The organism is Nitrococcus mobilis Nb-231, assembly GCF_000153205.1.
Classification (GTDB): Bacteria; Pseudomonadota; Gammaproteobacteria; order Nitrococcales; family Nitrococcaceae; genus Nitrococcus; species Nitrococcus mobilis.
Genome location: NZ_CH672427.1, coordinates 947,144 through 967,473 on the forward strand (window position 1 = coordinate 947,144; position 20,330 = coordinate 967,473).

Genomic DNA, 20,330 nt, shown 5'->3' on the forward strand with positions numbered 1-20,330 from the left:
AACTCGATGATTTCCGCTTGATGAGCTGGCTCACACTCATCGCCCTACCGCTGCTGCTCTCGCTGCGCAAGCCGGACGCATCGACCGGCCCGGTGCCCGAGGCACCGCCAGCGGCACTGGAAATCTCCGCGCGCAGCGGGGCTGACAGCGCCCCGATCAGGAGCTAAGGCGCACTCAGAAATGGACCGATAAGACGTGCCAATGCTTGCGGCTGCTCGTAGTGCACGGCATGGCCCGCCTCGGGTATCGATGCTTCACGGAAGTCTCGGAAGCAGCCGGTGCGCTCCGCCCAGTCACCCAGCGCGCGCAACCGAGCTACATAGGCCGAGTTCGCCCCATAGACCCAAAGCACCGGCGCCGTGATGCGCCGCCAGCAAGCCATGGCCTCCTCCAGCCGATAGAGCACCGGATTGGGCCGTTTATGGGCCGAGTCGCCTCTGAGATAAACACCGTCGACCGAACGATAGGCCCAATCATGGGCAAGTGCTTCGGCGCGCTCGCGCGTCAGGCCCGGCTGTCGGCGCAGCAGATGCTCGGCAAGCGCGGCATAGTCGTTGAATCGCCGCGGTCGTGGCGGCCAGCGCAAGCTCTCAAGCCAGCGTGCGTAGCGCTCCGGCGCCTCCCGTGGGTCGCTCGCCGCGAGCCCAAAGCCCTCGATCGAAACCAAACGCCGCACCCGCTGGGGTCTTACGCCCGCATAAAGACCGGCGACATTGCCACCCATGCTGTGCCCTACCAGGGTAACGGCCTGATCGGGCGCGAGCTCATCAAGCAGCGCTTCCAGGTCGGCCAGGTAATCGGCAAACCAATAGCCGCCCGGCGCTCGGTCGCTCCTCCCGAAACCGCGCCAGTCCGGTGCCAGACAGTGACACTCGGCGCCCAAAGCGTGGGCGAGCAAGCGGAATGTGGTTCCAGTATCCATCCAGCCATGCAGCAACAGCACGGGCTGACCGCTGCGGCGACCCCATTCATAGATTCGATAACGTAGGCCACGGATATTCAGATCCCGAATACGTGGGTCTAACCTCCCTTCGACACTCACCGTTTCAATCGAGCCGCGTGTTCTTGAATGTCCCACTCTTGGGCGGCGAACTCATCGGCCGTGGTGCGGGTAAGCAGTTGCCAAACGAAGTCGGCCACCGTGTCCGGGGATTCGAGCCCGCCGGTCCGCTCGAGCTCTCGAAAACGCTCCACCTCCGGAAAACGCTCGCTGTCCTGCTCCCGAATGAGCGCCTGCATTGGTGTATCCACGACTCCTGGGCGCACGCTTCCCACGGCAATGCCGTGCGAGCGCAGCTCCATATCCAGCACCTGGTAGAGCATGTACAGCGCCGCTTTTGCCGTGCAGTAAGCACCCCAGCCGGCCAGGGGATAGTGCGCCGCGCCCGAGGAAATATGCAAGATCCGCCCACCGCTCAAAGAGGGCAACAGGCGTTGAGTGAGAAACAGTGGCCCCTCGACGTTAACGGCCTGGGCGTAGCGCCACTCCTCCAGTCCAACCGCCGCCAGGGGGCGCACCGGCTCCAAGACACCGGCATTATGCAGCAGATAGCGTACCCGGCGCCCGGCTACCGCCTCCGCCACCTGCTCGCGACCCTCCGGAGTCGCCACATCCGCAGCCCGCGTCTCGACTCGATCCGGCCGTGCTTGGGCGAGCGCCTCGAGCGGCCCGCTGCGACGGCCGATCGCGAGCACCGTTAAGCCCCCAGCCGCCAGCCGTTGCACCATGGCCCGCCCAATACCTGTTCCACCTCCGGTTACCACTGCAAGCTCGTGCATCAGTTCCTCTCTGTCGTTAGCGGTCGGTAAATTGCTTGGCTCGACGACGAGCGTTGGAGTGGATCTTGGCGAAAGAACCGGCGCAGCTGCTCGTAAACCGCCGGGTAGCCAGCGCAGAGTCGTTCGGGCAGCTCGAAGAAGACCTCGCAAGCCACCGCGAAGAACTCACCGGGCGACTCCAGAGCATAGCGATCGAGCACCAACTCCTCGCCCGCCGCCGCAGCTGCTTGGGCCTGGTTCCAGGCATTCGTGAAAGCCCGAGTCCAATCCCGCCGTGACATGCCCCGATGCAGCGGGGGCATACCATTGGCGACGCCGTTGCGCATGTCCAGCTTATGCGCGAACTCGTGCAGAACCACGTTATAACCATCCAGTCTCACCCCGCCTTGAATATCCTCCCAAGAGAGAACGAGCGGTCCGCCATCCCAGGCTTCACCGATCAACTCCGTCACTTGCTCGTGAATCACCCCAGCGTCATCGGGATACGCATGCCGGGCGCGGAACCCGCCGGGATAGATTACGATGCTGCACCAGCCACGGTACCAGTCGAGCCCCAGCTCCAGCACCGGCACGCATCCCAGCGCCGCGATGGTGGTCGTCTGCCAAGGGCCCACCTGAAGGCCGGCGATTCCATAAAAGCGCTTTTCGGCCACCAGCAACGTCGCGAGTTCGTGCAACTGCTGCTGCGCCGGCACGCTCATCCGCATGAGCAAGGGCTGGGCAGCGATTACCTCTTGCCAGAGACGCTCCGGTATGCGCTTTTGGGCAAGGATGCGTTTTCGCCGCCAACGCCGCAGCCAGCCGGTCACGTCCGCTTTGCCCCACCTGGCCCGGCCACGACCCGCAGCGGCTTCCCAGCAAGCCAACTTCGCACATTCTCTGCGGTTTGATCGATGAGACGCTGGCGCGCCTGGCGACTGCCCCAAGCACAGTGGGGCGTCACGATCAAATTGGAAATATCCGGCTCCAGCAAGGGATTACCTTGCCACGGTGGCTCCTCGGTAAGCACATCAACCCCGGCCCCTGCGATTTGCCCGGTGCGCAGCGCATCGGCCAGCGCCGCCTCGTCGACGATCCCACCGCGAGCGGTATTGATCAGCAGCGCCGTGTCTTTCATCCGGGCAAGTTCCGGTGCGCCGATAAGTCCACGGGTCGCGGGCGTAAGCGGGCAATGCAGACTGAGGACGTCCACCTCCGCCAGTAGCTCCGGCAGCCGTACGCGGCCGGGTTCGGGCCGCTCCACCCCCGGGCGCTGTGCCACCCGCACCGACATGCCGAGCAGCTCGGCGGTTTGCGCGACCCGCCGACCGATCTCGCCGTAGCCGATAATGCCGAGCACGCGATCCTCGAGCTCACCAATTGGATGGGTGAGCAGGCAGAACTGATCGGCGCGAGCCCAGCGGCCGTCACGCACGTCCCGTACATAGGAGAGCAAATTGCGCGATAGCGCGAGGACAAGCATGAAAACATGCTGTACCAGCGAGGCCGTGCCATAGCCGCGGCAATTCACCACTGTGATTCCGCGCGCCGCCGCGGCCTGCAGATCGACGTTGTTGGTGCCGGTGGCAAGCACGCAAATCAACCGTAGCCGGGGACAACGTTCGAGCACCGACCGGTCGAGCACCGCCTTGTTCACGATCGCGCACTCGGCGGTGCCAATGCGCGCGACGGTTTGCGTGGCAGCTGTCGCCTTGAAATAATGTATTTTTTTAAAAATTGAATCTAATTTATTGAAATTTAAATCATCAAGATCCAGAGATGCGCGATCTAGCAAAACCGCTTGCATGTCATCTCCTTCGGGGCCAACCCGCAACCGCCCACGCAGCGCTCGTACCGTGTCGCCCTCATAGGTAGCGTTTCGAGGAATCGTTGCCACGCTCGAGCTGGCCTTCGCCGACGCACGACCTAAACTTGAGCCTAGCTGGATGCAACGCGGATCGACCAAGCGTGGCGTCCCCTAATCGGCTACGCTTGCCAACAGACCCAATGGGGTCGTGGCGACCCTCTCCCCACGAGTACCCGAAGGGGCGCAAGCCGATACGGTCTTGCAACAAATGCCGCTGGGCATCGGCCCAACGTGCCGCGATACGGGAATGACGATGCCTGCTCAGCAGCTCAAACAGTTCCTCAACCAAAATGAAATCAATTACCTGATCATTCAGCATTCGCCAGCATTCACCGCCCAGGGGATCGCAGAAGCGGCACACGTCTCCGGCCGGTATTTCGCCAAGACCGTGATGGTGAGCCTAGATGCTCACCTGGCACTGGCCGCTATCCCGGCCATGCGTCAGGTGGACCTGCCGCGCTTAGCACGGGCCGTGGGTGCCAAACAAGCCGTACTGGCTTCGGAGTCACAATTTCAAGATCGTTTTCCCGGCTGTGAACTCGGCGCAATGCCTCCGTTCGGCAATCTCTTCGGCATGGAAACCTATGTAAGCCGGGATCTTTCCCAAGCGCAAGAAATCGCCTTCAACGCCGGTTTACAATCCGAGGTCATGCTACTCGCCTGGCGCGATTACCTGCGGTTAGTCAAACCCAAGGTGCTGGATTTCTAAAGCCAATCAATACGCATGTTCCTCGAATACCGGTTCGACGCTGTGGTGCCAGCGCTGTTCCCAGGATTCCAGCAGGCGTTCGGCCGGGGTAATACCCGACTCGGCGATCTCCTGCAATTCCACCAAAAACCGGGTTTCATCGCCACCGGCCTCATTCAGCCGGGCACGGCGGCGCAGCCCTTGTTCCGCGATCCCGAGCGTCTCCCGAGCCACCTCCTGGAGCAGGTGACCGCGAAACGGTGTGCGCAGCCCCCAGCGTGGCACAGCGCTACGCAGCTCCTCGCGTTCCGCTTGCGTCCAGTCCGCTACCAAATGGCTTGCCGCATCCAATGCCAGCTCATCGTAGAACAACCCGACCCAAAAAGCCGGCAGCGCGCACAGTCGACCCCACGGCCCCGCATCGGCCCCACGCAGCTCGATGAATTGCTTAAGGCGCGCCTCGGGAAACAAGGTGGTGAGATGGTCCTCCCAGTCGCTCAGCACCGGCAGACAGCCCGGCAGGGCCGGCAGCCGACCGGCGAGAAAATCACGAAACGACTGCCCGCTGGCATCGATGTAGCGCCCCTCGCGGCGAACGAAGTACATCGGCACATCCAAGGCGTGCTCGGTATAGCGCTCGAAGCCCATGCCCTCTTCGAAGACGAACGGCAACATACCGCATCGATCCGGGTCGGTATCGGTCCAAATCAGGCTGCGGTAGCTCAGATACCCGCTCGGCGCCCCTTCATAGAAAGGGGAGTTGGCAAACAAAGCGGTCGCTACAGGCTGCAGGGCTAAACCGATGCGCAGCTTGCGCACCATGTCGGCTTCGTCGCGGTAGTCGAGATTGACCTGCACGCCGCAGGTGCGGGTCATCATGTCGAGCCCTAGCGAGCCGCGCTGCGGCATGTAACGGCGCATGATCCCATAGCGGGCTTTCGGCATCCACGGCATCTCGTCCCGCCGCCACAGCGGCTGAAAACCAAGGCCGATCAGCCCCAGCCCGAGCTCATCGGCGACCTGGCGCACCTCCCGCAGATGGGCATTGACCTCCTCGCAACTCTGATGCAGGGTCGCCAGCGGCTCTCCCGAGAGTTCCATTTGTCCGCTCGGCTCAAGGGTTATCGCCGCCGCACCGCGCTGCAGCGCAATCGGCTGACCCTCCTCGAGCAGCGGCTCCCAACCAAATGCCGTCATCGCTTCGAGGAAGGCCCCGATACCGGCCTCGCCCTGGTAAGAAACGGGGCGTCGGTCCGCCAGGCGGAACACGAACTTCTCGTGTTCCGTGCCGATCCGCCAATGCGCCTCCGCTTTACTCCCGCGTACCAGATATTCAACCAGCTGACGCGGGTTGGTGATGGGCTCTTCGGATACGGATGCCTTTGCCTGTGTCATACGCCTCGTCGCGCGGTCGCCCCCGATTACTTAGGATGTATACGGATTGGTGCGCGCCCGCGCAAGCACCTGTCCGGAGATTGGCGAAATAGCTGTTGATCGCGCGCTGCCGACACGCCGAAAATTCGAATGAATTAAATTTGATATCAATTTCTTAAATAAAAATCTAATTTGTACTATAGATCAATGGTATGTTTTTTAATCCGCCGGGTCGGTAGCCTGCGCCGGGACGACAATAGTGCGCTCACGCTCACCGGCATCCAGCAATTCACGTTGCTGGAGTTGCCGCTCCAGAACGCTCAGATCGGCTTCCGAGGCATCACGCCCCCTCGCGCGGCGCTGTGCGACCCGCAAGCGTAGCTGCGCCGGGGGCACTTCCAAAGCCAGAATTGCGAATCCGGCCTGCCGTGCCTCGGCCAGTTCGGCGAAGCGGCGGCGCTGCGCTCGGCCGAGGAAGGTCGCGTCGACGACCGGTACGAAACCGGCACTTAGCACGCCCTCGGCCAGGGTGCGCAAACGCGCATAGGTCTGCTGAGTATGTGCGTGCGTATAAGCGCCGCCGCCCAGTGGAGAGTCGGTGTGCGCGTGGCTGGCAAACCCCAACAGGCGCTTGCGCTCGATATCCGAGCGTAGGCGGATACAGCCAAAGCGCTCTACCAATGCCTGTGCGGCTGTGCTCTTGCCGGAACCGGCCACGCCGAAGGTAATCACGAGATGGGCGGGATCGGGCCGGGCCAAATACTCGGCTAAAGCCAGATAGCGATCCACACGCTCCTCCAGCATGACCTGCCGAGTCTCCAGCGTACCACAGTGCTTTTCGAGCGAGAGCGTGTCGACCTTGGCGCGTACCAGCGCCCGATAAACACTATAGAACGGAATGAGCTCCAGGGCGTTGTAATCGCCGCTGCGTTCGAGATACGCATTGAGCAAATGATGGGCCGCAACCGGCTGGGCGCGGAAATGCAGATCCATGACCGTGAAGGCGATGTCGTTGGCCGTATCGATCCACCGCAGATCCGGAGCGAACTCGATGCAATCGAAGGCGGCCAACTCGCCATCCCAGGCAATGATGTTGTCCAGGTGCAAATCACCATGGCACTCGCGCACATGCCCTTCGCGTTGGCGCCGAGCAAAGGCCGCGGCAAGGCGTTGGGCAGCTTCCTGCACCCAAATGCGCAGGCGACGCAGCCGCGCGACTTGTTTTTGCCCAGTGAAGTTTCGCTCCAGAACCTCGAAATTCTCGAGCGCACGCTGGCCGATGCGCTCCGGAGCGCCATAGAGGGGGTCCGTCGCGATGGGCATAGCCGCGTGGAAGTCAGCGAGCTTATCGGCCAAACGCTCGATCAAGTCATATTCAAGCGGACCACGCTGGGCTCGGTTGCCGAGCAGCGCTGCTTGCGGAAAGCGGCGCATCTTGACTGCATAATCAGCCACTTCACCGGTGCCATCGAGGCGTGGCCCGCTGGCATCCTCGGTCACCGGAACCACATCCACATAGACATGCGGGGCCAGGCGGCGGTTGAGGCGAACCTCTTCCATACAGTAGTAATGGCGCCGGCCGAGACGCGTGAAATCGAGGAAACCGAAATCCACCGGCTTTTTGAGCTTATAGGCGTAATCGCCCCCGAGCAAAACGGTGGAGATATGCGTTTCGATGACCTCGACTTGCTCCACCGGCTGGGGCCAGGCCTGCACGTGCTGCAAAGCCGCCACCCGCCGGCGATGCTCTGCCAACGTATCCATAACGCCATATTCCCCTTGCCACGTCGCCCGAGCCCGCCGCAAGCTCGCGCTCAATTTTGCCGTCCCCTAAAAACTTATCTGCATCCTACCAAGCCCTAGTACAAGGGGGGCAAGGACAGCGGAGCCGAGGTCGTTGCCGGGCGGATGCAAACGAACCACCGTTCGCAACCCGAATTTGTGCACCCGCCGGCAGGACCACTCGGCACATCGTCTCAGCCACTCGCAGCGAGCCCTTTCTCGGCGAGCCAGGCCGCATTGAACAACCGAGAATAGTAGCGCCCGCCACCGTCACAAAGCACGGTGACGATTTTGTGCCCCGGTCCCAATCGCCTTGCCACTTGAACGGCCGCCGCCACGTTCACTCCGGTCGAACTGCCCACGAAAAGGCCTTCCTCGCGCAGCAACCGATACACCATGGGGACGGCTTCCTGATCGGGCACGACCAGGGCATCGTCGATGGGGGTTCCTTTCAGGTTGTCTGTTACCCGGCTGCTACCGATCCCCTCGGAAATGGAGTTGCCTTCCGAGGCGGCGGGCTCGCCGTGCAATACGTAATTATAGAGGGCGCTGCCGGCTGGGTCGGCGAGCACGATCCGAATGGACTGGCGCCGCTCCTTGAGGTAGCGGGCTACCCCGGCCAGGGTTCCGCCGGTACCGGTAGCCGAGACGAAGGCATCGATACGGCCCTCGGTCTGCCGCCAGATCTCCGCACCGGTGGTTTCATAATGGCCGTCCCGATTGGCCGTATTATCGAATTGATTGGCCCAGATGGCATTATCAAGACCCTCAGCCAGCCGCCCCGCAACCTTTTGGTAATTGTTCGGGTCCCGATACGGTACGGCGGGCACGGTGCGCACCTCGGCGCCCAAAGTAGCCAGAAGGTCGATCTTCTCTTGGGACTGCGTCTCCGGGATCACGATGACGCAGCGATAGCCGCGGGCGTTGCATATGTGCGCAAGGCCGATACCGGTATTCCCGGCTGTTCCTTCCACCACGGTACCGCCGGGGCGCAACTCACCCCGGCGCTCCGCCGTGCGAATGATGGCCCAGGCGGCTCGATCCTTTACCGAACCACCCGGATTCATGAATTCCGCTTTGCCCAGGATCTCGCAGCCGGTCTCCTCACTCAGGCGGCGCAACCGGATCAGCGGCGTATTCCCGACGGCGCCTATGAAGCCGTCGCTGATTTCCATGATGGCACTCCTCCAGCGTCTGCTTTATCGCTCAAAAATAGGGTCGCTCCGCCGATCCAAGCGCTCGATAGCGACGCAAATGCCCGCACACTCTAGACTATGCACTGGAATGACACCACAACCTCACGGCGGTTGTGAGTGCCACAAGCCGATCCGTGACCACAGCGGAAGGCGGCCGGAGCCTGGGTTATTCGATTGCCGGGCACTGATTCGCCTCGACAAGTGCGGTTCGCCCTTGCCGCCCAGCCCTACCGAACAATCAAGCGTTGCCCAATTACCCGTTAACCCGCATTCAGTCCAGCACCCGTCCAATTATGGCAATCGCTCGCCCAGCGCGGAGTTTACATGTAAATGCCGCCATTGATATTGATCTGCTGGCCGGTGATGTAACCGCCCTCACTCGCCAAAAAAACCACGGCCTGGGCGATCTCCTTGGGCTCGCCGAACCGGCGCAGAGGAATTTTTGCTAGCAGCTTCTCCTGGATGGCCTCCGGCACCATCGCCAACATCTCGGTCGATGTGAACCCGGGCGCAACGGCGTTGACGGTAATATTGTATTTAGCAAGCTCCAAGGCCGCACTCTTCGTGAAGGCGATCATACCGCCCTTGGAGGCGGCGTAATTGGATTGTCCGAAGTTGCCTGACTGGCCGACGAATGAACTGATATTGATGATCCGGCCATGGCCCTGCTCCATCATCTTTGGGCAGACCGCGCTGGTCGTATAAAAAACGCTGTTGAGATTAGTGTGGATCACCGCTTCCCAGTCTTCGTCCGTGAGGCTTTTGAGAGACTTGTCTCGGGTAATACCGGCATTGTTTACCAACACGTCGAGGCGGCCGTAGTGCTCGATAACCGTTCCGACCAACCCGCGCGCCTGGTCGCTGCGACTGACATCCGCCTGCACGGCCAAGCATTCGCTGCCGAGTTGCTTAATCTGTTCCGCCAAGGCATCGGCCGCCTCTGCGCTGCGGTTGTAATTGACTGCTAACTTGGCGCCCAAGCCGGCAAGTGCAAGTGCAATCTCCTTGCCGATACCGCGAGCACCCCCGGTGACCAAGGCAACCTGATTATCAAGGCGACGCATGAGTCGGGACCCCCTTTCGTTCATGTTCCGTTTCAAGAAAACGACGACCAATTCGCAACTGAATGCAGAGCGCCACCCTACACGAGGCTTTATTGGCCTCGACCCGGGCCACAACCCTATTCAGTATGGTAGGCCAGAGAGCAGACGAAAAGACAACCACAATGCAACTTTCTCCCCAACGCTTTTCAAACGACCAAAGTGGGCTACGCTTTTCGGTAGAGGACGGAAAACGATCACATGCTTGCCGGAAGGAGGGATCCAGAGATGCTACATCGCAGGCGCGGAGAAAACGGACCGGTCCCGTATCGCAATGGACGGTTCCACTGCATCAATCAGCAGTGGTTCTTCGCCACGCGCGAGCAGCGCCTGGTCGGTCCCTATCGTGATCAGGACGAAGCACAAGCAGCGCTAGAGAACTGGTTGGCACCAGCCATAACCAATCGCATCAATCGGTTCGGTAGCTGACGGTAAAAGTAGCTCGCCATTAACACGGTGTCCAAAGTTACGGTGTCCAAAGCTAAGGAGAAGTGAGCTTTCCCTGGCTAAAGATAAAATTGTGAATGCTACCAGTGTAGGCGATGCTTTGGTTTGATCGGCAGACGTCCACGCCAGTATTGGATCAGCGCAAAACCAAAGATCATGCCGCCGATGTGCGCGAAATGGGCGACGCCGGACAAAGACCCCGTGAATCCAGCCCAGAGTTCGAACGCACCGTATAACAGCACAAAATACTTTGCTTTCATGGGAATGGGCGGGAACAACAGAAAGATCATTTGGTTCGGGAACATCATGCCGAAAGCAAGCAGAATCCCGAAAACGCCTCCGGAAGCCCCGATGGTCGGGTAAACATCACCTTGGCCCGCGGCAACGCTCGCCACGACCAGCTGGATCAAGCCGGCCCCAACGATGCAGAAAAAATAATAAAAGGCAAACGGTCGGGATCCCCACAGGTTTTCGATTTGTACCCCAAACATCCATAGAGCAAACATATTGGCGAACAGGTGCAGCATACTGCCATGTAAGAAAGCGTAGCTGACCAGCTGCCAGACATGAAAGCCCGGCGCCTGGCTAACTCCGAGCGGCGCCGTCGCAACCTCCGGCATCCCGAGCGGCCACAGCCCGAAATAAAATACGGGCGCCAAAGAGCCGCCCATTTGCTGCCAGAGAAACACCAGTGCGTTGCTAATCAATAATCCCAGGACTACCGGAGGCAAGCCGGACTGACTGGAAAAGCTTCTATTACCGTTCATTAGCGCGTCATCCTGTCGGGCTCGCCGCCATCATACTGGGCGGGCTTGGTTCGGCGCCACTCGCGAGCACTGGTTTTTTCAGCACCTGCCAACGCTTGTCGAACAATCAACACCTCAGTACCCTTAGCGTCTTCGGATAAGATCATATGCGCCTTTCTTTAATGAACGATTCCAAACGACCGAGCAACACCAATCGAGCCGGGTTGCCAGAGCACCCGCAACGCAGCGCTTTGCTTGCCGAGGTGCATGCGCGCCCTGTTGCGCCATTGCGCCCCCCCCAACATTTAACCCATCTTGCCCTCTACTCTGGCACCGGTGAGCATGAGCGTGAGTTGGCGCACATTGGCGCGCTTTGCCGCGAGTTCGGCATCGATCCGCCCGCGGCGAAAACCGACCACGTGCTTCTAGAGACACAGGCGTTTCGGCTGCGTTGGGAGCCGCATACAGAGTTCTCTACTTACACCCTCTTCTCCCACGCGCCGGATGGACAGCCCTTTCAGACCACCGGGCTCGATGCTGTGCCGGCGCATTGGATCGCAAAGCTGCCAGGAAAACTCCTCGCAGCGACTCATCTTAGCCTCGTCCAGGCGGACACGGTCGCCGAGTATCCTGAACGGATGGCCGAGTATTTTGATTTGCAGAGCCTCACCGGCAGCCGATGCGCCGGGGGGGCTGCCACGGTTTGGACCGATTTCCGCTCCAAGCCCGATGGCTTCACGCGCTTTCTGGTTATTGACCGAGGCCTACGCCCGGCTCAAGCGGGGCGATTGATCCAACGCCTGCTGGAGATCGAGACCTACCGGTTGATGGCCTTGCTCGCCCTTCCCATCGTGCGCCAGCTCATGCCCGAGATCACTGGAATGGAGAATGCGCTCGGCGAGCTCACCGATCGCATGGCAAGCGCCCGAGATACGGAGCAGGAGCAGGGGTTGCTCGAAGCGCTGTCCTCCTTGTCGGCCGATGTGGAGCGGATCATCGCTCAGAATAACTTCCGTCTCGGCGCCGCCGCCGCCTATTCGGCGCTGGTACGGCGGCGCATCGACGCATTGCGCGAGACACGCGTCGAAGGTGTAAGCACGGTGCATGAGTTCATGGGACGCCGCCTGGTTCCAGCCATGGATACGTGTCAAGCCATCACCGAGCGCCTGGATCGACTCTCACGGCGGGTCAGCCGAGCAGTCAGTTTACTGCGCAGTCGCGTCGACCTGGCGCTCGAGGCGCAGACTCGTGATCTGCTCGAATCCATGAACCGCCGCACGCGGCTGCAGCTGCGCCTGCAGACCACGGTGGAGAGTCTCTCGGTAGTGATCCTAAGCTACTATACGATCGGTCTCATCCATCATGCCCTCGTCGGGCTCGAGGCGAGCGGTCTGCACGTACCGGTGGAACTGCTCACCGGGCTAAGTATTCCAGTGGTGATCCCTGCCGTAGCCGGCGGGATTTTTGCCATTCACCGCTGGGTCGAGCGAGCCGATGCGGGCGCGACCAAGTAAACGCCCCATAGCGGCCCAAATTTAAACTCTGCAGCTAACTCGCCGCGGTTGCTACCGAGGCCGCCTGACCAAGCAGACGGCCCGCACTGAGGGCATCATCGTGGCACGTGTAATCGATGTCTACTCAGTGAAACCGTTCGGCATGGATGCACTTGCGCGTGCTGCCGGCGAGACCGGAGCATTGGCGGTAAACCGAGGACCACTGGCTCGAGGGCGGCCATAGCCCAACCGATGAGTTAGCGCCGTATTCACACGTGCCTCCCCAGACTTCTCAATCCACCTTCGCAACGGATCGTGTTGTCCCTCCGAAACGGCTGCAGGCGGCTTCTACCTCGGCATACACAGCGTGCGGATTGTTTTCGTAGCGGCGTGAGAAATGGAACGGCACCAAGCGGGCAACAGCAGCGCCGGCGGCGATCTCCCCACAAGCGCGGGCGGTCAGATGACCCGTCCGCAGCGCCCGTCCCCGGTCGACCTCCAGGAAAGAAGCTTCGCAAAAGAAGGCCTGGGACTGATCGGCAAACTGCGTTAGCAAGGCGCGGTTTGAGCGGGTGTCGCCGAAATCGGTGGCATAGACGAGCTTTATTACCGGGGCAATCCGCCCCATATCATCTAGCAAGAGACCCGCCGCTTTCCGCGCGCCATTCGGCAAGCGGATCACACGCTGGCGATCACCAACCCGTGCCGCCGCTTTGAGTGCCATAAGCCACGGTCCGGGCGAGAGCCCGCTGGCGCGCAACCGGCTTTTACGTATGTGCACCTGCCTTGGCAACTCGAAGGCAAAAGCCAGCACCGGGGTGCCATGATCCAGCGTTATGCCACTAACGCTAAAGCCCGGTTCCTCGCGTAATAGGCCTGCCGAACTCGGCATCTCCCCCAGATATTCGCTCGCCGCTTGGCCTGCGCGCAGATGCCAGCGCAACAATCGATCGCCATGCAGTTCCGCCACTTCAAAGTGTGGCGCGCGTGCGCCGATACGATCCCAGAGGATGCCCCGTAGCAGCCCTTCGATGTGACCCATCAAACCGGGCGGGCCATACAGCCGGCAAACGGGAAATACACCAAGGCGCGAGCGCAACAACCACAAAAACCCACCGATATGATCGAAGTGGGCATGTGTGATAAAGACATCCGTCACCTGATGGGCGATTCGGGCCGGCAGACGCCCGCTATCTCCGAGGTCGAACAGCAAACTGCGCCGCTCCTGACGCAACCGCAAATGCAGCAACGGATCACCGAAAACCCCGTTAACCAAAGTCGCAAACGCCGGGCCCACGCGCACCACGGCCGCGGCGTCAGCACCGCGGGCCGTTGCCACAAAAGGCATGACATCAGGCGGTGGGCGCACTTGCGAAGCCGCCCGCACAAAAGGCCTTGCCGTAACCAAATAACCGTTGTCATTACGCACAGCATCTCGTACGAGGACATGGCTCGGTGCCCTACTCGCCGAACGAGCCCGCAGCCGCAGTCGACGACCCTCCAACGCTATGATCTCAGCCAGATCACGAGTGCCATCGCCATCTCCTAAGCCTACTTGCCGACCATGCCATGCCGCCGGTACCTCGATAGGCGGCGGTGTACCGACAACCGGCAGCCGTTCAAGGTCGATCGCGCACTCAAGCGCATTCGCCAAATAAGCGTTCCACAGCTGAGTTCGGTTGATCGCTCGCGCCAGTTGCCTAGGGCGGTGCGCACGCTGACCGGCATCCAGTTGCCGAACCTCCACCGACAGTGCGCTCAGCTCACGTACCAGGAGTAGCCCAGCCTCGCCATCGACTAGCGCCACCACCAGATCGACTCCACCACGCTGCACCAGTGCTTCCAAGAGCTCCGCTGCCGGCACACCGCGCATCAGTCCAGGTGCATCCAAAACCCGCACCGGTGCTTTCTGCCGAGCCAGTAGCCGAACCGTCGCCGTGATCAGCGGCAGGCGAAAACGGGCGGCATCTAGCGAGCATACGGCCTCGAGATCGAGCAGTCGCCAGCCCTCATCACCACCCCATTGTGCAAGGTTCACGGCGCCCGGCACACCGAATCCCGGCGATCCCACATCAGCGCTGAGGCAGCCGGCAACACACCCTCGCTCATACAGGGCACGGCAGAGCTGCCCGACCAGAGTTGTCTTGCCAATCCCACTCGCACCGACGATCAGTACCCGCGCATCGCTACCACGCATGCGCTTTAGCAAGGCTTCGAAGGTTATGCCGGGAAAGGCCTCAGAGAAAGCGTTGGACATGGCATCGCTCTCGGCGCGTCTCCAATAACGCCTCACGCCGCAAGCTTAGGCGAGCAAACAGCCACAAACCAGTACTGCAGAGATGAGGCACGCTCAAGCGCGGATTCTATTGGTACAATAGTGACAGTTAGATTTTTATACTCCCAAACAGCAAAGGTTTTCCCGCCATGAACCAGGAAGTGAATAGCTACGACGAGGCGTCGGCGCAAACCGTAGAGCTGGGCAATCGACTGGCGGATGATGAGACAGCGAACCCTGGGGAAATCGCTGATGGTCTGCTTGCCGGGGCCATCCAATATTGGCTTTATTCCCGCCAGCCATGCGGCGACCTAAGTTGTGAGGACTGCAGCGTACTATGCACTGCGGAGCGACGTCTCGAGGAATTACTGACAATTGTTCGGGAGCTCGCCGAGACCAGCGAATACTATCACTCGCCACATGATCACGGTGCTGGCCGCGCCTGAAAGATGCCTGCATTCGGACAAGCCCAGGGGCTTAGCGTTACATGCCCAGCATGAGTCCGTCTTTGACGGCAAAAAGTGCATCCGTGCCGGCGGGCAAGCTCCCAGCCTGTCTCGATCACCGGACACGCCACTCTATCCGCCGAGGAGGCCCGACCGCATCGAGGCTAGCCTAAGCACGCCGCCCGGTCCTCCGCAGGGTAGGTAAATGCCTTTTCTCAGCTCTGCTCGTGACTCAACTGTCGATGCGCTCAAAGTCAAAGCATGGCAACCACATCGCTTGCCTGTAGGCCCTTGGGGCCTTCGACGATGTCGAATTCCACCCGCTGACCTTCCCGCAGCGTACGGAACCCCTCGCCACGGATGGCGCGAAAGTGCACGAACACATCCGGACCCTGTTCTTGACTGATAAAACCGTATCCCTTCGAATCGTCGAACCACTTCACGACGCCGATGTACCGCTCCGTCATGGATTAACCTCTATGCTGCAGGCTGTTTACACAACCGTGAACCATCAACCAGGCGTAACCAAACTAACGCATCGCCTCGTTCCGCACCCCCGGACCACAGTGTGCTAAAGCAAGCATAGAACAGAATCTCGCCACAGCGGAATCGGAACAATCTCACCCTGCGCCCACTCTCGGTCCTGCACCGGCTGGTAGCGCACACAATCCTCATGGTTGAGCCGCAACCTCGGGGCAAGCAACGCTAATAAGCTTAAGCACCTACTAAGCCGCGCTCAGGCGCGCGGATTGAGCAGAATACGCCCACGCACCTGCCCGCTGAGTAGGCGTTCGAGATGTTCGCCTACTTGATCCAGAGTAATTTCAGTAGCAATCGCCTCGAATCTTTCCCCTTGCCAGTCCCCGGCCAGCTTGGCCCAGATGAGCTCGCGCAGCTTACGCGGCGCATTCTGCGAGTCCACACCCAATAAGCTCACGGCACGCAAGATAAAAGGAAATACGGTGGTGTGCAGTTCGGCCGAGGCAACCATCCCGCAACAGGAAACCGCCCCTTGGTAAACCATTGCCTTAAGCGTCGTAGCAAGGATCTCGCCACCAACGGTGTCTACCGCAGCCATCCAACGCGCTTTGAGCAAGGGGCGGGCGCTATGGTCGATCAGCGCCTCTCGCGGGATGACCTCGTCGGCTCCCAAACCACGCAGCCAATCCATCGCATCCCGCTTACCGGTAGCCGCGACTACGCGGTAGCCCCGGACATTCAGCAGGCTCACAGCCACACTACCGACGCCGCCGCTCGCGCCAGTGACCAACACCTCGCCGCCGCCAGGGTGCACACCTCGCTCCTCAAGCGCCTGTATACAAAGTGCTGCCGTAAACCCGGCCGTGCCACAAATCATTGCTTGCCTTAGAGTCAGCCCCTTCGGGCAGCGCAATACCCATTCGGCCGGCACACGAACATAACCGGCAAACCCACCGGCCGTGTTCATCCCCAGATCGTAGCCGGTGACGATCACCTCGTCCCCGACCTGCCAGTTCGAGCTGGTGCTCTCCTCAACGATTCCTGCACAGTCGATGCCCGGCGTATGCGGGTAGTCTCGGGTAATTCCCTTCGCTCCGCTGGCTGATAGCGCATCTTTGTAATTCAAGCTTGAGTAATGCACCCGCACGAGCACGTCACCGGCAGGCAAGTCATCGATGCTCAGAGTCTGAATGCCACGGGTATACTGCTCCTGAGCGCCCCTCTCGACGCGGTACGCGCGAAAACGCTTGTTGCTCATGCTGCCTCCTAATTCAGAGCAAGGGCAGCGCGCTTGCGCTCACATGGCGGCGTAGGCTTCTTGCACAAACCAATCCTCTCCCCTCAGCTCAAAAACAGGGCATAAGCTGGATGTTCGCTCTCATCCCGATAGGGGTAGCCGAGCTTGCCCAAGGACTCGCAAAATTTTTCCCGTTGTGCCTTGGGAACCTGAATACCGATCAGCACACGCCCATAATCGGCGCCATGATTACGGTAATGAAACAGACTGATATTCCAACGCCTACCGAGCTGGCGCAGGAATTTGAGCAAGGCCCCGGGACGCTCCGGGAACTCGAAATGATAGATGATCTCATCCTGTACCTTGTGGCCCCGGCCGCCGACCATATGCCGCAGATGCACCTTCGCCATCTCATCCTCGGTCAGATCAAGCACCGGATAACCGCGCTCCCGCAGCAGCCGAATCAGTCCGTCCTTTTCATCGAGCCCATTATTGAGCGCGATTCCGGCGAATACATGAGCCTCGAGCGCATCCGCATAGCGGTAGTTGAACTCGGTGATGGAACGCGAGCCGATAGTCTCGCAGAATGTACGGAAGCTACCGGGGCGCTCTGGGATCGTTACGGCGAGCACCGCTTCGCGGTGCTCGCCTAATTCTGCGCGCTCGGCTACATGGGACAACCGCCCGAAATTCATATTGGCCCCGGAATTGACAGCAACCAGGGTCTGCTCGTGCGCACCGGTCGTCTCGACGTATTTCTTCAGGCCGGCTACCGCCAATGCCCCGGCCGGCTCCACAACGGAGCGCGTATCATCGAAGATATCCTTGATCGCGGCACACACCTCATCGGTAGAGACCAAAATACACTCATCCACCATTTGCCTCGCGATCCGAAAGGTTTCCTCACCGATTTGGCGCACCGCCACGCCGTCCACAAAGATACCGACCTCATCGAGCACCACCCGACGCCCGGCTGCAATGGCCCGTTGCAGGGTGGGCGCATCCTCGGGTTCGACGCTGATGATCTTCACATCGGGTCTGATTTGTTTTATGTAGGCCGCAATACCTGCGATCAGGCCACCGCCACCCACCGGGACGAAAATAGCCTGGAGCGGATGGGAATGCTGGCTAAGAATCTCCATGCCGACCGTGCCCTGCCCGGCGATCACATCCGGATCATCGTAGGGCGGAATATAGGTCAGACCCCGCTCGGCCACCAGGCGTTCCGCATGCTCTCTGGCCTGATCGTAGCTATCGCCATGGAGAATGACCCGGCCACCGAGGTTACGCACAGCGTCAATCTTAATACCAGGTGTGGTGCAAGGCATGACTATGGTGGCCTTGATACCGAGCCGCTTGGCCGACAAGGCAACGCCTTGGGCGTGGTTACCGGCCGAAGAACAGATCACGCCATGTTCGATCCGCTCGCGCCCAAGCCGCAAGATTTTAGTGTAGGCACCGCGGATCTTGAATGAGAAAACCGGCTGCAAATCCTCGCGCTTGAGCAGGATACGATTGCCTAACCGCGCCGACAGATTGGCGGCATCTTCCAACGGTGTCTGCCGGGCGACATCGTAGACGCTGGCGGTGAGGATCCTTTGTAGATAATCCTTCATTTCCTTGTTTTCCCCACTACGCCAGTGTGCTCCAGGGCCGCATCCGACTATCCGACAGAGGCAGCCAGCATGGGATAAGGCGTTGACCTTCAACGCGAAACAGCAACCATGTATGATCTATACATTGGTATCTGCTAAAGGAATTGACCATGGCTTCAGACCAGCAAAAAAAGGCCGCTGCCGAGGCAGCGTTGTCGCATTTACAACATGCCAACATCGTCGGTATCGGGACCGGTTCCACCGTGAACTTCTTCATCGATGCGCTGACATCCATCAAGGGCTCCATCGATGCCGTCGTTTCCAGCTCGGAGGCGTCTACCGAGCGGCTACGCCGCCACGGTTTCGAGGTGCGCGAACTGAACGCGGTGGATGAGATCCCCGTGTACGTAGACGGCGCCGATGAGATCAACCGATACCTGCAGATGATCAAAGGCGGAGGTGGCGCACTGACCCGCGAGAAAATCATCGCCGCGGTCAGCCGACGGTTCATCTGTATCGCGGATGCATCCAAGCGCGTAGACGTGCTGGGAGGGTTTCCGCTGCCGGTTGAAGTCATTCCGATGGCACGCAGCTATGTGGCGCGCGAGATGGTGAAGCTCGGCGGTTGGCCGGCACTACGAGAAGGCTTTGCTACCGACAACGGTAATCTCATCTTGGATGTACGCAACCTGCAGATCATGGAGCCGAGCCATATGGAACAAACTATCAACAACATCCCCGGTGTCGTAACGGTTGGTATTTTTGCCTTGCGCCCCGCCGACATGCTGCTATTGGGCACCGATCAGGGGGTGGAAACACTCACAGCGGCTTGATACGGGCTTCAATCGCTAAGGCTATGACACCACTTAGGGGAATTTTAAACCCCCATGCACGGTTCCTATGCCTTGCAGCCCAGATACGGCTTGTAGGCAACCGCCATGGATTTTCAACGACTGCTCATTATAGTGGGAATGACTCTCTTGGTAGCGGGACTGCTCTGGCCGCTCATCGTCAAGCTTGGACTTGGCCGGCTGCCGGGTGATCTCGCCATCAAGAAGGACAATTTCGCTTTCTATTTTCCGATCACCACATCGATCATCATCAGCGTATTATTGACCCTGATCGTTTGGCTGTTTCGCAAATAACCTTCCTACTCGGTCGACTCCAGAGGACGAACGGCAGCCTTGTGCTGGATGGCCAAACTGAACCCGCTCCTTATGCGCCCATCGGATCTGGGGAGAAATTTTCCGTTTCGATCGCAGGGAGGCTTTCTCTTGCTACCGCTGGGGTATGCTGGGCGGGCCACGCATGCGCTGTTTCAATCATGATTGTTGCAGCGGATGCTTGGATCGTAACTCTCAGCTGCCTCGCGACGAGGCGGAATCCGAAGCCGTGGAATCATGCTCGCCCGAACCGCATGCAGAGAGCGGAACACCATCTTGATAGGCACGTGTGCCGTCCGTATAGAAGTCATTTTTCCAGATCGGCACCCGCTGCTTTAGTGTGTCGATGGCCCACTCGGCTGCATCGAAAGCATCCCCTCGATGCGCCGAGCGCACGACGATAACGACACTGGCCTCGCCGATGGCGAGCTCGCCGATGCGATGCACAATCCGACACTCGACTACTCCGAAGCGCTGTTTCGTCTCCTCTTCCAGCTCCTGAAGCACGCGTTCCGCCAAAGGCTTATAAGCCGTATATTCCATCCGCTGCACCTGACGGCCGCGATGGTGGTTGCGCACCGTCCCCTCGAACACGACCAATGCTCCACACGTCGGATTTTCCGTCTCCCGCTTGAGAACTTCAGGATCGAGAACTTGATCCGTAATGTGCTCCATCTGCGCGC

21 protein-coding genes are annotated in these 20,330 nt (G+C 60.1%); 7 read left to right on the forward strand and 14 right to left on the reverse strand.

Annotation, left to right across the window (positions count from 1 at the left end; translation table 11 throughout):
* Positions 1–20: 20 nt before the first annotated feature.
* Complete coding sequence (locus tag NB231_RS18290; RefSeq protein WP_005000080.1) at positions 21–167, forward strand: hypothetical protein; 147 nt, start codon at positions 21–23, stop codon at positions 165–167.
* Here NB231_RS18290 and NB231_RS04335 read toward each other — a convergent pair.
* Genes NB231_RS04335 through NB231_RS04350 form a run of 4 tightly spaced genes read right to left on the reverse strand, consistent with a single transcriptional unit; the run spans position 164 to position 3,565 of the window.
* Entirely contained in the window at positions 164–1,042 is an 879-nt protein-coding gene (locus NB231_RS04335) for an alpha/beta fold hydrolase (RefSeq protein WP_232210385.1), read from the reverse strand. The genes NB231_RS18290 and NB231_RS04335 overlap by 4 nt on opposite strands.
* Positions 1,039–1,779 carry an SDR family oxidoreductase gene (locus NB231_RS04340; RefSeq protein ID WP_005000083.1) on the reverse strand — a complete coding sequence of 247 codons (741 nt, stop codon included), beginning with the start codon at positions 1,777–1,779 and terminating at the stop codon, positions 1,039–1,041. The genes NB231_RS04335 and NB231_RS04340 overlap by 4 nt, the downstream gene beginning before the upstream one ends.
* On the reverse strand, positions 1,779–2,588 hold the full coding sequence (locus NB231_RS04345; protein ID WP_005000086.1) for a M90 family metallopeptidase: 810 nt from the start codon (positions 2,586–2,588) through the stop codon (positions 1,779–1,781). The genes NB231_RS04340 and NB231_RS04345 overlap by 1 nt, the downstream gene beginning before the upstream one ends.
* The gene (locus tag NB231_RS04350; RefSeq protein WP_040661796.1) at positions 2,585–3,565 is read right to left on the reverse strand and encodes a 2-hydroxyacid dehydrogenase; all 981 of its coding nucleotides are present in this window, start codon (positions 3,563–3,565) and stop codon (positions 2,585–2,587) included. Before NB231_RS04350 ends, NB231_RS04345 begins: the two co-directional genes overlap by 4 nt.
* Before the next feature lie 268 nt (positions 3,566–3,833).
* Here NB231_RS04350 and NB231_RS04355 point away from each other — a divergent pair, with 268 nt between their 5' ends.
* Positions 3,834–4,334, forward strand: coding sequence for an aminoacyl-tRNA deacylase (locus NB231_RS04355; protein WP_198007232.1), 501 nt, complete (start codon positions 3,834–3,836; stop codon positions 4,332–4,334).
* A gap of 6 nt (positions 4,335–4,340) precedes the next feature.
* On the opposite strand, the gene NB231_RS04360 is transcribed toward NB231_RS04355, so the two are convergent.
* The 4 genes from NB231_RS04360 to fabG all read right to left on the reverse strand — a co-directional run bounded on the left by NB231_RS04360 (position 4,341) and on the right by fabG (position 9,729).
* Positions 4,341–5,708 carry a glutamate--cysteine ligase gene (locus tag NB231_RS04360; protein ID WP_005000090.1) on the reverse strand — a complete coding sequence of 456 codons (1,368 nt, stop codon included), beginning with the start codon at positions 5,706–5,708 and terminating at the stop codon, positions 4,341–4,343.
* A 198-nt stretch (positions 5,709–5,906) separates the two neighbouring features.
* Positions 5,907–7,451: a bifunctional aminoglycoside phosphotransferase/ATP-binding protein gene (locus NB231_RS04365; protein WP_005000092.1), complete on the reverse strand. Its 1,545-nt coding sequence runs from the start codon at positions 7,449–7,451 to the stop codon at positions 5,907–5,909.
* A 212-nt stretch (positions 7,452–7,663) separates the two neighbouring features.
* On the reverse strand, positions 7,664–8,644 hold the full coding sequence (locus tag NB231_RS04370) for a cysteine synthase A (RefSeq protein ID WP_005000094.1): 981 nt from the start codon (positions 8,642–8,644) through the stop codon (positions 7,664–7,666).
* Positions 8,645–8,985: 341 nt separating this feature from the next.
* Positions 8,986–9,729: a 3-oxoacyl-[acyl-carrier-protein] reductase gene (gene fabG, locus NB231_RS04375; RefSeq protein WP_005000095.1), complete on the reverse strand. Its 744-nt coding sequence runs from the start codon at positions 9,727–9,729 to the stop codon at positions 8,986–8,988.
* A 264-nt stretch (positions 9,730–9,993) separates the two neighbouring features.
* Between fabG and NB231_RS04380 the strand changes: the two genes are divergently transcribed.
* On the forward strand, positions 9,994–10,194 hold the full coding sequence (locus NB231_RS04380) for a DUF6316 family protein (RefSeq protein WP_005000096.1): 201 nt from the start codon (positions 9,994–9,996) through the stop codon (positions 10,192–10,194).
* 98 nt (positions 10,195–10,292) lie between these two features.
* Here the strand turns inward: NB231_RS04380 and NB231_RS04385 are convergent, their stop codons facing one another.
* Positions 10,293–10,979 (reverse strand): rhomboid family intramembrane serine protease, encoded by a 687-nt coding sequence (locus tag NB231_RS04385; RefSeq protein WP_040661799.1) that lies wholly within the window; start codon positions 10,977–10,979, stop codon positions 10,293–10,295.
* A gap of 161 nt (positions 10,980–11,140) precedes the next feature.
* Between NB231_RS04385 and NB231_RS04390 the strand changes: the two genes are divergently transcribed.
* Positions 11,141–12,472: a DUF3422 family protein gene (locus NB231_RS04390; RefSeq protein WP_005000098.1), complete on the forward strand. Its 1,332-nt coding sequence runs from the start codon at positions 11,141–11,143 to the stop codon at positions 12,470–12,472.
* Positions 12,473–12,743: 271 nt separating this feature from the next.
* Here NB231_RS04390 and NB231_RS19395 read toward each other — a convergent pair whose 3' ends face one another.
* A complete protein-coding gene (locus NB231_RS19395; RefSeq protein WP_005000100.1) occupies positions 12,744–14,708 on the reverse strand; it encodes an MBL fold metallo-hydrolase in 1,965 nt (654 codons plus the stop codon).
* A gap of 167 nt (positions 14,709–14,875) precedes the next feature.
* Here NB231_RS19395 and NB231_RS04400 point away from each other — a divergent pair, with 167 nt between their 5' ends.
* Positions 14,876–15,172 (forward strand): hypothetical protein, encoded by a 297-nt coding sequence (locus tag NB231_RS04400; protein ID WP_005000102.1) that lies wholly within the window; start codon positions 14,876–14,878, stop codon positions 15,170–15,172.
* A gap of 254 nt (positions 15,173–15,426) precedes the next feature.
* Here NB231_RS04400 and NB231_RS04405 read toward each other — a convergent pair whose 3' ends face one another.
* The 3 genes from NB231_RS04405 to ilvA all read right to left on the reverse strand — a co-directional run bounded on the left by NB231_RS04405 (position 15,427) and on the right by ilvA (position 18,505).
* Positions 15,427–15,639, reverse strand: a complete 213-nt coding sequence (locus NB231_RS04405) for a cold-shock protein (RefSeq protein WP_005000104.1) — start codon at positions 15,637–15,639, stop codon at positions 15,427–15,429.
* Between the two features lie 269 nt (positions 15,640–15,908).
* Positions 15,909–16,910: a YhdH/YhfP family quinone oxidoreductase gene (locus tag NB231_RS04410; RefSeq protein ID WP_005000105.1), complete on the reverse strand. Its 1,002-nt coding sequence runs from the start codon at positions 16,908–16,910 to the stop codon at positions 15,909–15,911.
* An 83-nt stretch (positions 16,911–16,993) separates the two neighbouring features.
* Entirely contained in the window at positions 16,994–18,505 is a 1,512-nt protein-coding gene (gene ilvA / locus NB231_RS04415) for a threonine ammonia-lyase, biosynthetic (RefSeq protein WP_005000106.1), read from the reverse strand.
* A gap of 149 nt (positions 18,506–18,654) precedes the next feature.
* On the opposite strand from ilvA, the gene rpiA reads away from it, so the two are divergent.
* Both rpiA and NB231_RS04425 read left to right on the forward strand, forming a co-directional pair.
* Positions 18,655–19,317 (forward strand): ribose-5-phosphate isomerase RpiA, encoded by a 663-nt coding sequence (rpiA, locus tag NB231_RS04420; RefSeq protein WP_005000107.1) that lies wholly within the window; start codon positions 18,655–18,657, stop codon positions 19,315–19,317.
* A 105-nt stretch (positions 19,318–19,422) separates the two neighbouring features.
* Complete coding sequence (locus NB231_RS04425) at positions 19,423–19,629, forward strand: DUF2905 domain-containing protein (RefSeq protein ID WP_040661802.1); 207 nt, start codon at positions 19,423–19,425, stop codon at positions 19,627–19,629.
* Between the two features lie 213 nt (positions 19,630–19,842).
* On the opposite strand, the gene NB231_RS04430 is transcribed toward NB231_RS04425, so the two are convergent.
* Positions 19,843–20,322: a molybdenum cofactor biosynthesis protein MoaE gene (locus tag NB231_RS04430; RefSeq protein WP_005000110.1), complete on the reverse strand. Its 480-nt coding sequence runs from the start codon at positions 20,320–20,322 to the stop codon at positions 19,843–19,845.
* Between the last annotated feature and the right edge of the window lie 8 nt (positions 20,323–20,330).

Coding starts and splice junctions, on each gene's coding strand:
- NB231_RS04405 (WP_005000104.1), bottom strand. CDS start 15,639: ATGACGGAGCGGTACATCGGCGTCGTGAAGTGGTTCGACGATTCGAAG.
- NB231_RS04370 (WP_005000094.1), bottom strand. CDS start 8,644: ATGGAAATCAGCGACGGCTTCATAGGCGCCGTCGGGAATACGCCGCTG.
- NB231_RS04340 (WP_005000083.1), bottom strand. CDS start 1,779: ATGCACGAGCTTGCAGTGGTAACCGGAGGTGGAACAGGTATTGGGCGG.
- fabG (WP_005000095.1), bottom strand. CDS start 9,729: ATGCGTCGCCTTGATAATCAGGTTGCCTTGGTCACCGGGGGTGCTCGC.
- rpiA (WP_005000107.1), top strand. CDS start 18,655: ATGGCTTCAGACCAGCAAAAAAAGGCCGCTGCCGAGGCAGCGTTGTCG.
- NB231_RS04425 (WP_040661802.1), top strand. CDS start 19,423: ATGGATTTTCAACGACTGCTCATTATAGTGGGAATGACTCTCTTGGTA.
- NB231_RS18290 (WP_005000080.1), top strand. CDS start 21: ATGAGCTGGCTCACACTCATCGCCCTACCGCTGCTGCTCTCGCTGCGC.
- NB231_RS04365 (WP_005000092.1), bottom strand. CDS start 7,451: ATGGATACGTTGGCAGAGCATCGCCGGCGGGTGGCGGCTTTGCAGCAC.
- NB231_RS04360 (WP_005000090.1), bottom strand. CDS start 5,708: ATGACACAGGCAAAGGCATCCGTATCCGAAGAGCCCATCACCAACCCG.
- ilvA (WP_005000106.1), bottom strand. CDS start 18,505: ATGAAGGATTATCTACAAAGGATCCTCACCGCCAGCGTCTACGATGTC.
- NB231_RS04350 (WP_040661796.1), bottom strand. CDS start 3,565: ATGCAAGCGGTTTTGCTAGATCGCGCATCTCTGGATCTTGATGATTTA.
- NB231_RS04380 (WP_005000096.1), top strand. CDS start 9,994: ATGCTACATCGCAGGCGCGGAGAAAACGGACCGGTCCCGTATCGCAAT.
- NB231_RS04355 (WP_198007232.1), top strand. CDS start 3,834: ATGCCGCTGGGCATCGGCCCAACGTGCCGCGATACGGGAATGACGATG.
- NB231_RS04385 (WP_040661799.1), bottom strand. CDS start 10,979: ATGAACGGTAATAGAAGCTTTTCCAGTCAGTCCGGCTTGCCTCCGGTA.
- NB231_RS04390 (WP_005000098.1), top strand. CDS start 11,141: ATGAACGATTCCAAACGACCGAGCAACACCAATCGAGCCGGGTTGCCA.
- NB231_RS04400 (WP_005000102.1), top strand. CDS start 14,876: ATGAACCAGGAAGTGAATAGCTACGACGAGGCGTCGGCGCAAACCGTA.
- NB231_RS04410 (WP_005000105.1), bottom strand. CDS start 16,910: ATGAGCAACAAGCGTTTTCGCGCGTACCGCGTCGAGAGGGGCGCTCAG.
- NB231_RS04430 (WP_005000110.1), bottom strand. CDS start 20,322: ATGGAGCACATTACGGATCAAGTTCTCGATCCTGAAGTTCTCAAGCGG.
- NB231_RS19395 (WP_005000100.1), bottom strand. CDS start 14,708: ATGTCCAACGCTTTCTCTGAGGCCTTTCCCGGCATAACCTTCGAAGCC.